Below are 13,169 nucleotides of genomic sequence, written 5' to 3'. Positions count from 1 at the left end.
GGCAGGATCGGCGGGACAAGGCCTGGGCGTTCGGGGGAGCGGTCGCGCTCGGTGCGCACGAACCACGATCGGCGGTGATCATCGCGGCGGTCACTCGGTGGGAGTGTTGGGCAGCTGGCAGTCCTCGTCCGGCGGGCCGCCAGCGGGCCAGGCCAGGCCCTCGAAGCTGATGCTCCGTGTCGCGGGGTCGAGTTCCACGATCGACACCGCCTTGTTGTACGGCCTGCCGTACGCGTCCAGGCAGATCCAACCGCTGGCGCCGTGGACGAAGTTGCCCGAGCCGCCGTGCATCCGCGCCCAGGAGCTCGCCACCTCGTCAGGAGACGGGATGGCGCTCTCCGGCGTCACGGCGCTGCGGATGCCGGTGATCGCCGTCCACACCGTGTCGTACATGGTGATCGCCACCGAGTCCGTGAGATCGACGAAGTCCTCGCCGGTGGCGAGGCCGGCCTGCCGGGCGACCTCGTTGCGCCGGTCGAGCAGTTCCTCGAAGTCCTCCGCCGAGCCGCCGGTGTCCGGTGGGTCCCCGGTGATCCACGCGTCCGGGTGGGCGTTGGTGGTGTAGCGCACGGTGACCTCGCCCTCGGCCAGCCCTTCCCAGTCCAACTCGGGGTCGGTGAACAGCGTGGACGAGCCGTGGACCGTGAGCACCGTGTACGTCTGGTCCTGGCAGCCGCGGTCGATCAGCGCGTTGACGAAGATCCGGAAATGGACGTCGCGGCCCGCGAAGTAGATGGTGTCGACCCCGTCCATGGTGCAGATGCTGTCGACCATCTGCCGGGCCTCGTTGGGGAAGTTGCGCTCGTCGTTCATGTCGCTGCCCGAGCGGAACTGCTCCGGCCGGTGCGTCGCGTCCCGCGTCACCGAACCGAACACCTCCCTGAGCGTGGCGACGTAGTTGTCACCCTCCCGGAGGTCCTCGACCAGGAGCGTGCGCTCGGGCTCGACGTCGTCGTAGTGCGACGCCAGCGCCGCGGCCTGGTCGCTGTTGTTCGCGAGCACCCTCGCCAGGCCCGGGAACTCGTTGTCCGGCCCGTTCTCGATGTCGTCTGCGGTGAGCGGGCCGAGGACCACGGGCAGGCGCGCCTCGTTGGTGAGGGCGCGGATGGCCTCCTCGGTGTTCCTCGTGCTGACCTCGAAGCCGGTGACGGCGCGCAGCCGGTCCTCCTCGGACCGGCCCATCTCGGCCAGCCGGTCGACGACCGGCCTCCACTGGGCGTTGGCGTCGCCGACGTTGCCCAGCACCAGCCGGATGTTCGGCCGATCCGGCTCACGGTTCGCGCCGTACTGTGCGAGGTAGGCGCCCTTCGTCTCGCGTCGTATTTCCTCCCTGTCGATGGGATCCGCTGAGGTGAAGGGCAGGACGAACGCGACGGTGACGTACGGCACGGCGCCGTCCTCCCGCTCCGCCTCCGCCACCACCTCGTCGTTCTCCGCCTTGATGAGGCGGAAGATGTCGTTCAGGTAGGGGGCGAAGACGTACGAGCCGTCGGTGACGCCGACGCACTCGTCGTCGGGGCCGTGCTTGGTGATCTCCTCGTCTTCGTCGCAGGTCAGATCCGGGTCGTTGAGTAAGAGGTCGTTCCACGCCCATACGCCGGCGCCGACCACCAGCGCCATCGCCAGGAGCAGCGCGCCCCAGCGGAGTACCCGCCGGGTGAACACCCCCAGGTCGTTCCACCGCTGGCGCGATGACCTCAGCAGAGCTCCACGTCGTGTCACGGCCGCGTTCCTCTCGGTATGGGCAGGTCGGGCGCCTGCTTCCCGCTCCTCAGCGCGTTGTGCCACGCGCTTCCGGCGCCCTCCAGAACGCCCCGCTCGCCGTTGCGGAGGTGCAGCACCAGCCAGGCGCTGGCGATCGTCTCGGGAACCGCTTCCCCGGTGGGAACGGGCGCGAGCGGGGCGGCGTGGAGCCAGACGTGGTCCACGAGACGCGCGATCATCGTGTGCGCGTCCTCGTCGTACGGGGTGGCGCAGGCCGGGCAGTCCGCGCCGTCGGAGACGGGGGCCACGCCGGCGGGCGGCCGGGGAGCGGCCCCGATGGCGTTGACGGCGGCGAGCCAGTCCTCTGGCCGGCTCCTGGTGAGCCGGTGGTGCAGGCAGCGGACCACGGTGGCCATGTCGCCCAGGGCCAGCGTGTGGTGGAGGTACGGCACGCTGTGCTCGGCGGCCTCCGGCGGCAGGCCGCGCGGGGCGTACTGGGCGCGCAGGAACAGCTGGGTGTTGGTCCAGCGCTGGGCGGCCGCGGCGGACGGGGACGCCGTCAGGCGGTGCAACAGCAGCGCGCGGAGCGCCCGGTCCGCCACGTACGGCACGCTCCCGCCGATCAACTCCCCCGCCGGCCATGGCCACGGCCGCGGGTCCCAGTGGCCGGCCGTCAGCTCCCTCCGCACCGCAGTGAAACGTTGCTCCGCGTCGAGTTCGCTGCCGTGGGCGTGCGGCAGGGCCTGGGCACGCCAGAGCCGGTGGGCGGCCTCGCCGTCCAGGGCGGGGGCCAGACGCGTCAGGTCGTCACGCACCCGCTCGTCCGGCAGCAGTTCCTCAAGCAGGTGCTCGGCGAACGTGGGGGCGTCGTCGTCCGCGTCCGGCGCCCGCGTGGGAAAGCCCGGCCGCTCCGCCTCGCCGACCGCGGCGTCCACCAGGCGGCGCACACACCCCGCGCGGCCACCGCTGAACCGCGCCACCGGCCCCTCCAGATGGGTCGGCAGCCGCCGGGCGTTGAGCATGGCCCTGATCTCGGCGCCCGTCAGCGGCGGCAGGGCCAGCCGCAGGTCGCCGTGGTCGGGATGCCCGTCGGCGATGCTGCGCAGCGGGGCCGGGCGGGGTTCCTGGCCGTCGTCGAGGAGGGTGGCCAGCACGACCGGGCGGGTGGTCCGGTCGTCGTAGCCCCGGGCGAGCAGGGTGAGGAACTGAGGGCCTGGGGCGCCGTGGGCGTTGTCCAGGAGGACCAGTGGGCGCTTCGTGCCGTTGCGCAGTCGCCGCCGGGTGTAGAACGCGTCGATGTCGTCGAGAAAGGCCGCGACCAGGTCCTCCTCGGCGTCGGCGCGGGTGCCGTCCTCCAGGAAGAGCGAGTGGAAGGCGATCAGGCACCAGAGGTTGTCGGTGTGGGGTACGCCCCGGATCGTCCGCAAGCGCTGCCCCCACCAGAGGAACGGCGCCTCGTCGAGCTTCGCGGACTCCAGCAGGGGGCGGGCGGTGTCGACGACGAGACCGGCGATCGCGTCGGGCAGGCCGACCACCGGGGCCAGGTTGCTGACGAGCACGTCGAAGAGGGCGGCGAAGCGCCGCCGTCGCTCGCGCGAGGACCGGATGGTGGGCTGCTGGTTGAGCCAGTCCACGAGGCGGCCGAGCGCCGCCCGATAGTCCGGCGGCAGCACGCCCTCGTCGTCGTCGGCGTCGGCGTCGTCAGGGGCGTTGTGGTGGTTGCTGTCGGCGTCGCCGCCGTCGTTGGTGCCACCGGCGCTGCCGGGCTGCCAGGCGGTCGCCATCAGCAGGCCGAGCGAGAGCCGCGGAAACTCGATCCGCCGCATGCCGGGAACGTCCTCGCCCAGCTTGGCGGCGAGCAGGTAGAGAAGGTGCGTCACGAGCGATGCCCGACGGCTGCGTCCCACATGCGCCCTGATGTTGGCGAGGCCGGTCTGGCCGAAGGCCGGATCGGTGAGGTCCGCCCACACCATCGGCGTGCGGCCGGCGTAGGTGTCGCGGAGGGTTCGCAGCAGCGCACTCTTGCCGCTGAGTCGACCGCCGAGGAGCTGGACGATCGGTCCTGGGACCGGCAGACCGCGCGCCGCGTCGGGGTCCTCGTTGCCCATGACCATCCGCGGCACGAGGCCGTTGAGTAACGGCCGCTGGCCGTAGAGCGGTTGCACCGAATGGGCGTCCATCGTCTCCCCCTGGAACTCCGGGACCGCGCGGAGTTCTCCAGCATGTGGAACGGTGACCGTCGGCACCAGTCCCTTCACATGACGTTCCCCTACCTCTCCCCAGTGTCCCCACTGGGCCTGGGAGGGGTCCCATGCAATGTCGTGAACTGACCGAGAATGGCCGGATACGATCACCGGCACGCTGAGGCCGGTGGAGACACCCCGAAGCGGTGATCAACGCCGCCTTGCCGGCCGAGCACGCGTGAGGCTGGAGGGGTGGAACGGCTGGTGGCGTGGTGGCTCCCGGGGGCCGCGCCATCCGGCGCCCGAGGAAGGTCGGGCGGCGGGTGCTCGTCCACTCGCCCCGGAGCGGTCGGTCCCCGGCCCTCGGCCTCCGGCGGGAAGCGTGCAGGTCCGCTGCGTGAACGCCGGGTCGGTGTGCCGCAACCCGCCCGCCTCCGGACGGCCTCGCCAGCCCGGTCCGCGGTCGACGCCATCGTGTGCTGCTCACGCACGGTCCATCACCGCCTCCGCTCCTGTCACGGGCGGTCCGCCCCGCGCCTGGCAGGCCACCGCATGGGGGCGCATCATGGAAGCGGTGGCAGGAGAGAACGTGGGATCCGAGGGCACCGGGCCCGAGGCCGGACTCGGGTTCGCTGCGTCGGGCAGCCCGGGGCCGTTCGAGGTGGCGAACGCGGCCACCCTCGTGATCGGCCCGGGCGGCACGGTCCTGGGCTGGACCCGCGCGGCAGAGGAACTCCTCGGCTATCCGGCGGCTGAGGTGGTGGGGCGTTCCGCCGCGAAACTGCTGACGGCGCCCGGGGACCGGGTGCGGGCGGCAGCCGTGGCCCGACGCTGCCGCACGGGGATGAGCTGGGCCGGCACGGCGACCGCCCGCACCCGCGACGGGCGGGGCCTCGATGTGCACCTGCGGGTCTCCCCGTCGTTCTCCCTCGACGGCCGGGAGTGCTTCCTCGTCTCCGCGGGTGTGCGGACGCCGTCGCACACGGTGAGCGAGTCGGTACTGGAAGGGCTCGTCACCCGTTCTCCCATCGGCATGGCCGTCATGGACACGGACCTGCGCTACGTGTGGCTGAACGACACCCTCGAGCGCGCCGGCGGCGTCCCGCGCGAGCAGCGGCTGGGGCGCCGGCTGAGCGACCTGCTGCCCGGACTGGACGCCGAGAGGCTCGAGGCGCTGATGCGGGAGGTTCGAGACACCCGCACCCCGCTGATCGACCACGAGTACACGGGCTGGAGCTGGGCCGATCCGCACCGCCAGCACGCCTACTCCACCTCGTTCTTCCCGCTCGTCGACGACGAGGGCCGGGTCATCGGCGTGTGCTACCTGGTCATGGACGTCACCGACCGGTGGGAGGCGCGGCAGCGCCTGGCGCTGATCAAGGAGGCGAGCGGGCATATCGGCAGCACGCTGGACATCGGCCGCACGTCGCAGGAACTGGCCGACGTCGCCGTGCCCCGCCTGGCCGACTTCTCCGCCGTCGACCTGCTGGAGTCGGTGCTGCGCGGCGACGAGCCGACCATCCAGGCGGTCCACACCAGGCCCGTGATGCGGCGCTGCGGCCTGCGGTCGGTACGCGAGGGAGCCCCGGACGCGGTCAGCAGGCTCGGCGAGCAGGTCGACTTCCTGCCTCCGCACCGAGACAGCCGGTACCTCATCGACGGTGACGCCATGCTGGTCCCCTCGGTGGACCCCACCGAAGAGGTGTGGACCCGAGAGTATCCGGAACGGGCGGAGAAGATACGGGAGTTCGGGGTCCACTCCCTGCTCACCGTCCCGTTGCGGGCGCGCGGTGTCGTCCTGGGACACGCACTCTTCATGCGATCGCGGAACCCCGCCCCCTTCGTTCCGGACGACCTGCTGCTCGCCCGTGAGCTGGTGGACCGGGCGGCCGTGTGCATCGACAACGCCCGCCGCTACAACCGGGAACGGAACTCGGCGCTCGCCCTGCAGCGCAGCCTGCTGCCGCGCCGGTTGGCCGGCGGGATCGCGCTGGACGTGGCGTCCCGGTACCTGCCGGCGGAGGTCCACGCCGGGGTCGGCGGCGTGGGCGGCGACTGGTTCGACGTGATCCCGCTCTCCGGAGCCAGGGTCGCCCTGGTGGTCGGCGACGTGGTGGGACACGGCATCACCGCGGCCGTGACCATGGGCCGCCTGCGGACGGCGGTGAGCACCCTCGCCGACATGGACCTGCCGCCGGACGAGTTGCTGGCCCACCTCGACGACTGGGCGATCCGGCTCATAGAGGAGGAGCCCAGCGACCAGGCCGCCGCCGCGACCGTGCTGGGCGCCACCTGTCTGTACGTTGTCTACGACCCGATCACGCGACGATGCACGATGGCCCGGGCAGGTCACCCACCGCCCGCCGTGGTCACCCCCGACCGCGACGTCACCTTCCCCGAACTCCCGGCCGGGCCACCGCTGGGGCTGGGAGGGCTGCCGTTCGAGTCGGCCGAGCTGGAGGTCCCCCAGGGGAGCCTGATCGCGCTCTACAGCGACGGGCTCGTCGAATCCCCGGACCGGGACATCGACGTCGGGATGGCCCGTCTCGGGCGGGCCCTCGCACGGCCCGGCCTGCCACTGGAGGAACTGTGCACGGCGGCGGCCGAGGGCCCGGGTCCCGGCCCGCCGTCCGACGACATCACCCTGTTGCTGGCCCGCACCCACGCGCTGACCGCCGAGCGGGTCGCCTCCTTCGAACTCCCCTCCGATCCGGCCATGGTCGCCGACGCCCGCGGCCTGACGGGGGAGCAGCTGTCGCACTGGGGCCTGCCGGACCTGACGACGACAGCGGAACTGCTGGTCAGCGAGCTGGTCACCAACGCCATCCGGTATGCCAGGGGGCCGGTCAGGCTGCGGCTCATCCGGCAGTCCGTCCTCACCTGCGAGGTCGCGGACGCCAGTAACACCTCGCCGCGGCTGCGGCATCCCAGGACCCTGGACGAGGGCGGTCGCGGCCTGTTCCTGGTCGCCCAACTCGCACGCCGCTGGGGCACGCGCTACGTCTGCGACGGCAAGATCATCTGGGCCGATCTGGACCTCCCCGTGCCAGCCCGTGCCAACCCCACCAACTCGGCGGTGCCCGCAGCCTGACCGGGCTCACGCCCGCAACGGCCGCGGCGACCGCAGAGGTTCCTCAACAAGGCGGCGGGCTTCTACGCCAACCATCACCCGCTCCCCGTCAACTTCTTCAACAACACCAGCTACGGAAACCATCCCGACTTCGACATGCTGGGAATCGACGAGAGCGGCGCCGCCGTGGGCCGCGGCAACCTGCGCAACAACGTCGCCTACACCGGCACCCTGACGGAGAACATGGACGGCACGGACTCCCAGTACAACTCCTGGGACCTGGGCATCACCCCGTCGGACGCGGACTTCCAGAGTGTGTCGACGGAAGGCTGGGACGTGCCCCGGGAAGCCGATGGCGGTCTCCCCGTCCTGCCCCACCTCCGCCTCGCCGCGGACAGCGCCCTGATCGACCAGGGCGTCGACGTCGGGCTGCCCCACAGCGGCTCGGTCCGGATCTCGGCGCCTTCGAAACCTCCTGAGGTCCGGGCGCCACCAGCGGTGACTCGTTCGGTGAGCCCCGCCTGACGCGGCGGGGCGATCCGGACGCGCACGTCTCCGCACGCCGTCGAGGACGGATCGCAGGACTGGCGCCTCGTCGAGTAGCCGCGGCAGTGGACACGTGTAGATAGGACGCTGGGAAGGCGCTTCGCGCTCCCGGAGAACCTCGCCACGGGCGAGCACCGGGCGCGGGTCACCGCCACCGACTCCTACGGCCGGGTCTTCACCGACACCATCACCTTCCAGGTGGTGGACCAGCACTGACGAACCCGCTTCCGTCTCCTTCCCGGCACAGGGGGGTGCGTCACCGGCCGTCCGGTGACGCACCCCCCGCTGTCGGCGGAACCTCCGGTCGAACCCCGACTCGTTGGTCTGCCCGCCCAGACCAGGACCCCCGCCTGGGCGTCTCCCCGTCGCCCTGGCCGCGGTCCTCTCGCCGAGGAGACCCCTCCCGAGGCCGGTCGTGGAGAGTGGCCAGCTACGGACGGGTCGCGCGACGTGAGGGGGTGGGGCACGGATGTCGCCGGGAGCTCCGGATCTTCATTTCACCCGGGACGAGGTCGAGGCGGCGACTTCCGGGAACAAGCGCCCGTGGACCCGGCAGATCCAGTTCAACGACGAGATCAACGCGGACGAGATAGCTGGCGCCGCGGCTGCCTACGGCCGGGCGGCCGCTGAGGCCCGGGGGACGCAGGACCTCGCGGAGCGGGCCGACCAGATCTCCACCCGGGCCGGGGGCCTGGACGGTTCCTCGATCGTGGATGGGCAGGGCCGCATCGACGAGACGAGAGGGGGCCTCCAGGACGGCGGCGACGACATCGATGCTGTGGTGGGGCATCTCGTGTTCGCCATGAACCTGGCGCTCGAAACCGAGGACAGGGTCCGTGACCTGATCTTCGGTCCTCAGGGGTTGGAAACCAGGTACTTCGATCACCTCAGGGCGGCCGTCGAGGAGTGGAACGGCTGGGTGCGGGCGTTGAACGCCGAACTGGCCGGGCGCGGCGAGCTGACCGAGGCGTTCGGGATCTGGTTTACCGGGGAGCCGGTCCCGCTCATCGTCGCGCACCCCAACGGCGAGACGGCCGTCACGACGCTGACCGCCAGCGGCTGGGCCCTGCCGGACGACCTGCCGGAGAGGATCCGGAACAAGTACCTGCAACTCGCGGCGAAGGACGCCGAGGCCACCTGGGGCGATATCGAGGAGGAGATCGAATGGTTCCGCCACAGGATGGCGGAGCGGGCCGAGGAGCTCAGCCGCCTGGGGCATGAGGTGTCTGCGGGACCGCTGGGGCTGTGGAGCGGCCCGCAGACGTCAGGTCCCCACGCCGAGGGCCAGATCCTCGGAGACACCTCCAAACTCGGTGGCTGGATTCCCACGGCCGTTCCGGAGGAGTCGCGGAGGGTGCTGACGGACATCCGCGAGAACGGTGTCGAGGCGCAGGGGGCGGGAGACCAGCGCATGGGTCCGCTGTTTCCCCAGCCATTCGAGAACAGCGGTGGAAGCGGGGGCTACCAACTGCCTCGGTTCGACAGCGCGGGACGGGAAATCGAGTACACCGAGTGGGGAACGGTGCAATCGGCTGACAACCCGAACTGGGGTGGCGAGCGGATCGTGACGGGTTCCGACGGGTCGGCATACTACTCGCCGACGCACTATCAGACCTGGATCGTCATGGAGGCGGGCGGATGAGGGGCACGTCCTGGTGGGACCCGCGCTCACCCCGACTGCACGTACTGGACGCCGCGGCCGCCGCGGCGTCGGCCGGCGATTCCCTGCCACCGACCGGGATGTCCTACGTCGCCCGCCTGGACGGCGCGGCGATGGTCGATCCGGACGGCGTCTTCACCCAGTTCTGGGAGCGATTCCGGCTGCCGAGTTACTTCGGATGGAACTGGGACGCCCTCCACGACTGCCTGCGGGACCTTCACTGGCTACCCGCGGATCGGTACCTTCTCGTGGTGTCGAACGCGGAGCGCGTGCTCCCTGAACTCCCCGGCGAACGGCACATCCTTTTCAGGGCGCTGGCCAGAGCCGCCGAGAGTTGGGCCACCTCGCCCGGTGGGCATCCGGGAGAAGGCATCCCCTTCAACAGCGTCCTGCTCTGCGACGCGGCGCACACCGCGAGGCTCAGGGAGGAGGTGTCCGCGCTCGGTCCCAGCTGACCGGTGAAGGCCACGCCTGCCCTGGGAGGCAGCGGCGCGTCAACCGTTGGTGGGGATGTGGCACGAACGGGTGGTCACGCCCCGGGAGGCAGCTGCCTGCGACTCGTCCGGGAATGCTTGGAAGGTGAACAAAGCCCTGCACACCGCACTTTCCGCCCTGGCCGTGGCCTGCACCCTGACCCTGTCCCTCGCCGGCTTCGCTCAGGCCGCCACCGGCACTCTGACCATCGGCTTCCAACAGATCAACAATCCCAGCGGCTGCTACAACAGCCCGATCGTCCCGCTGATCGTGAACAACCAGACGGACGCCACCGCGATCATCTTCGACGCAACCAACTGCGGTGGCTACGCCATTGGCACGGTCGCCCCCGGGCAGGCTGGTACCTTCGAGTTCGGGCGCAGCGTCAGCATCCCCTGATCCAGGAGGACACGCCCCGAGGCCCGTGCCGGCCAAATAACCCGCAGGGGCCTCACGGCGGTGCCGCGCGTTCCGGTGAACGATCGGGTGGGAGGGGTTGTTCGGCCCAGATGGTTTTGCCGGTGGGGATCTGGCGGCTGCCCCAGCGTTCGGCGATCTGGGCGACGAGGAGCATGCCGCGGCCGCCCTCGTCGAAGGTGCGGGCGCGTCGCAGGTGGGGGGCGGCGCTGCTGCCGTCGGAGACCTCGCAGATGAGCGCGTCGCCGCGGATCAGCCGGAGTTGGACGGGTGGGGTGCCGTAGCGGATGGCGTTGGTGACGAGTTCGCTGACGATCAGTTCGGTGGGGTAGAGCAGGTCGTCCAGTCCCCACACCGCCATCTGTTCGCTGGCCGACTGGCGGGCGCCGGAGACCGCCTCGGGTTCGGCCGGGACCGGCCAGGTGGACACCTGGCGGGAGCCGAGCACCGAGGTGCGGGCGAGGAGCAGGACGATGTCGTCGGTCGGGGGGCGCGTCGGTATCTCGCGCAGCACCCGGTCGCACGTGTCGTTCAGGGTGGTGGGGTCGCGCAGCGCGTGGCGCAGCCGGTCGAGGCCGGCGTCGATGTCCTGTCCGGGGGTCGCGATGAGGCCGTTGGTGTAGAGGGCGAGAAGGCTGCCCGCGTCGAGGTCGATCTCGACGGTCTCGAAGGGCAGGCCGCCGAGGCCGAGCGGCGGCCCGGCCGGCAGGTCCAGGAGCCTCACGTTTCCGTCGGGGGTGACCAGGGCGGGCGGCGGATGCCCGGCGCGGGAGAGGGCGCAGCGGCCCGACACCGGGTCGTAGACGGCGTACAGGCAGGTGGCGCCCATCTCGCCCGGGGGTTCGTCCGCCTGCTCGGCCGTGGTGGAGTCCTCGTCCCGGTCGAGGCGGATGACGAGGTCGTCCAGTTGGGTGAGCAGTTCCTCGGGGGCGAGGTCGACGTCGGCGAGGGTGCGGACGGCGGTACGGAGGCGGCCCATGGTGGCCGAGGCGTGGATGCCGTGCCCGACGACGTCGCCCACCACCAGCGCGACGCGTCCGCCGGACAGCGGGATGACGTCGAACCAGTCGCCGCCGGCGCCGGTCGCCGAGCCGGCCGGCAGGTACCGGTACGCGAGGTCGACCGCCGCGATGCGCGGCGGCGAACCAGGAAGGAGGCTGCGCTGGAGGGCCAGCGCGGTGCGGCGCTCGCCGGTGTAGCGGCGGGCGTTGTCGACGCTCACCGCGGCCCGGGCGACGATCTCCTGGGCGAGCACCAGATCGTCGGCGCCGAAGGCCTCCGGCGTGCGGTGTCGGACGAACTGCACCAGGCCGAGGGTGACTCCCCGGGCCCGCACCGGCACCAGCATCACGGAGTGCACCCCGTGCCGCCGCACCGCCTCGGCACGGGGCGGGAAGGTCAGCAACCAGTCCCGCATCGGCGGATCGCCCACCCGGTGCCGCGTGCCCTGGCCGGTGAGCAGCGCCTGGGACGGTGGGGAGTCGGGCGGATAGACCTCGCTCCCGCCCGGCGGCACCACCGACTCCGGGCAGCCGGGAAGCACCGACCGCTGCGCGGCTCGGCGAAAGGGGACGGGTTCGGTGGGCGTCAGCGGCTCCGGCTCGTCGCCCAGGATGACGGACTCCATCAGGTCGACGGTGACGAAGTCGGCGAAGCCCGAGACCGCCACGTCGGCCAGTTCCTCCGCGGTCGTGGTCACGTCCAGGGTGCTGCCGATCCGGACGCTGGCGTCGTTGAGCACCGCCAGCCGGCGGCGCGCCCAGAACTCGTCGGTGGTGTCGATGACCAGCGCCGACATGCCCCGCACCCCGCCGGCCTCGTCCTTCAGCGGGGTCATGAAGATCGACCAGGCGTGGTCGCGGATCTCACCGGAGGCCCGCGACGGTGCCATCTCCCGGTAGACCGTCTCGCCGGTGCGCAGCACCTGCCGCTGCAGACGGTCGATCTCGTCGACGGGCGGGACGGGCAGAATCTCCCACAGCGTCCGGCCCCGCATCTCCTCCGGCGTCAGACCCATGGACCGGCTCATCACCACGTTGCAGGTCACGAACCGCGCGTCGCGGTCGTAGATGGCCACGGGCAGCGGCAGCTGCGCGAGGCTCCGGTCCCACAGCTCCGCCTCATCCGAGGCGGTGGGCCCGGTGGGGTACGTGACCGGTGCGGCGGTGACGAGCCAGAGTGGCCCGCGGTCGGCGACCGCCAGGGGCGTCCCCCGGAGCTGCGCGGGGACGCGGTAGCCGTCGCGGTGCCGCAGCCCCACGGCGCTGGTCCACGGCTCCCCGGCGTCCATATGGCGCAGCGTGGCGCGGGGCAGCTCCGTGGCCAGCAGGTCGGAGGCGGGCCGCCCCACGATCTCCTCGGCCTCGTGTCCGAGCAGCCGCCGAGCCCCGGCACTCCACGCCATGACCTCGCCGCCCGGGGCGATGACGACCGCGAAGTCCTCGGGGACTCGCGCGTTCGCCGCCGCACCCCTGGTGGCGGGCTCGTCGTCCATGGATGGCTCACCCCTTGGTCATGCCGTGCCCGCATGCCCTGGTCAAGCGCGCCCGGCTGAGCTGCACGTCCAGCATCCCTCCACGACGCACCCCGCTCAACCGACCGCGACCGGCACCCCGACCGGTGGGCCCCGACTCCCGGTCCGCTCCGTGGTGACCCCTGCGCGGAGAGTGCGCCGAGAGCGGGCCGGGCGAGGTGGGTGCGGACCGCCGATGCGGGTTCGGGGGCGGCCTGGACGTCGGTCCGGGGAGCTCACGGCACTCGGGACGGCCCGGTGAGTCGTGCGGTGCTCGGAATCGAGGGACGCGTTCGACCGATCGGAGCATCGCATCGGCGTCGGTCACGCTGCGGGTGCCGCCGAGGTGCTGCGGGGGGCGGCTCCCAGCATGGCTTCGTTTCGGGGCCTTTTCGGTACGCAGGAGTGCGCTGTGGTCTGGCGAAGCTGCCGGTTGGGTGGTGTTTTCGCCAGAGTTGGTTCGGGATCGGAGCTCTTCCGGGTCTGGACAACGATTCGGCGGTCACGGCCGCCGCCGAGGGCTCCGCCCCGCGCGACCGCCGCGACGTTCCCGAGGCCCAGCGCGGTGGCCGGGGGGACCATTCGGGGACCGGCTGCGGAGAC

At 71.8% G+C, this 13,169-nt stretch carries 8 protein-coding genes; 5 read left to right on the top strand and 3 right to left on the bottom strand.

The genetic code is table 11. The annotated features are described in order from the left end of the window. Nucleotides 1–90: 90 nt before the first annotated feature. Both ABGB06_RS36165 and ABGB06_RS36160 read right to left on the bottom strand, forming a co-directional pair. The gene (locus ABGB06_RS36165) at nucleotides 91–1,722 is read right to left on the bottom strand and encodes a hypothetical protein (RefSeq protein WP_347598757.1); all 1,632 of its coding nucleotides are present in this window, start codon (nucleotides 1,720–1,722) and stop codon (nucleotides 91–93) included. Beyond that, nucleotides 1,719–3,884 (bottom strand): hypothetical protein, encoded by a 2,166-nt coding sequence (locus ABGB06_RS36160; RefSeq protein ID WP_347598754.1) that lies wholly within the window; start codon nucleotides 3,882–3,884, stop codon nucleotides 1,719–1,721. Before ABGB06_RS36160 ends, ABGB06_RS36165 begins: the two co-directional genes overlap by 4 nt. A gap of 664 nt (nucleotides 3,885–4,548) precedes the next feature. Here ABGB06_RS36160 and ABGB06_RS36155 point away from each other — a divergent pair. The 5 genes from ABGB06_RS36155 to ABGB06_RS36135 all read left to right on the top strand — a co-directional run bounded on the left by ABGB06_RS36155 (nucleotide 4,549) and on the right by ABGB06_RS36135 (nucleotide 10,036). Then, nucleotides 4,549–6,978, top strand: coding sequence for a SpoIIE family protein phosphatase (locus tag ABGB06_RS36155; RefSeq protein ID WP_347598802.1), 2,430 nt, complete (start codon nucleotides 4,549–4,551; stop codon nucleotides 6,976–6,978). Between the two features lie 135 nt (nucleotides 6,979–7,113). Further along, nucleotides 7,114–7,482 (top strand): hypothetical protein, encoded by a 369-nt coding sequence (locus ABGB06_RS36150; RefSeq protein ID WP_347598751.1) that lies wholly within the window; start codon nucleotides 7,114–7,116, stop codon nucleotides 7,480–7,482. 730 nt (nucleotides 7,483–8,212) lie between these two features. Then, a complete protein-coding gene (locus ABGB06_RS36145) occupies nucleotides 8,213–9,145 on the top strand; it encodes a hypothetical protein (protein WP_347598748.1) in 933 nt (310 codons plus the stop codon). Beyond that, nucleotides 9,142–9,618: a barstar family protein gene (locus ABGB06_RS36140; RefSeq protein WP_347598745.1), complete on the top strand. Its 477-nt coding sequence runs from the start codon at nucleotides 9,142–9,144 to the stop codon at nucleotides 9,616–9,618. Before ABGB06_RS36145 ends, ABGB06_RS36140 begins: the two co-directional genes overlap by 4 nt. A gap of 124 nt (nucleotides 9,619–9,742) precedes the next feature. Continuing rightward, nucleotides 9,743–10,036 carry a hypothetical protein gene (locus ABGB06_RS36135; RefSeq protein ID WP_347598742.1) on the top strand — a complete coding sequence of 98 codons (294 nt, stop codon included), beginning with the start codon at nucleotides 9,743–9,745 and terminating at the stop codon, nucleotides 10,034–10,036. A gap of 52 nt (nucleotides 10,037–10,088) precedes the next feature. Here ABGB06_RS36135 and ABGB06_RS36130 read toward each other — a convergent pair whose 3' ends face one another. Beyond that, nucleotides 10,089–12,548: a SpoIIE family protein phosphatase gene (locus ABGB06_RS36130; RefSeq protein WP_347598739.1), complete on the bottom strand. Its 2,460-nt coding sequence runs from the start codon at nucleotides 12,546–12,548 to the stop codon at nucleotides 10,089–10,091. Nucleotides 12,549–13,169 lie beyond the last annotated feature (621 nt).

The organism is Streptomyces sp. B6B3, from assembly GCF_039871525.1.
In the GTDB taxonomy this organism is placed as follows: Bacteria; Actinomycetota; Actinomycetes; order Streptomycetales; family Streptomycetaceae; genus Streptomyces.
This window is presented reverse-complemented; position numbering and strand designations above follow the sequence as displayed.

What these genes read in the sequence shown, in the direction of transcription:
- ABGB06_RS36150 (WP_347598751.1), top strand. Translation starts at nt 7,114, where the DNA reads ATGCTGGGAATCGACGAGAGCGGCGCCGCCGTGGGCCGCGGCAACCTG.
- ABGB06_RS36130 (WP_347598739.1), bottom strand. Translation starts at nt 12,548, where the DNA reads ATGGACGACGAGCCCGCCACCAGGGGTGCGGCGGCGAACGCGCGAGTC.
- ABGB06_RS36160 (WP_347598754.1), bottom strand. Translation starts at nt 3,884, where the DNA reads ATGGACGCCCATTCGGTGCAACCGCTCTACGGCCAGCGGCCGTTACTC.
- ABGB06_RS36140 (WP_347598745.1), top strand. Translation starts at nt 9,142, where the DNA reads ATGAGGGGCACGTCCTGGTGGGACCCGCGCTCACCCCGACTGCACGTA.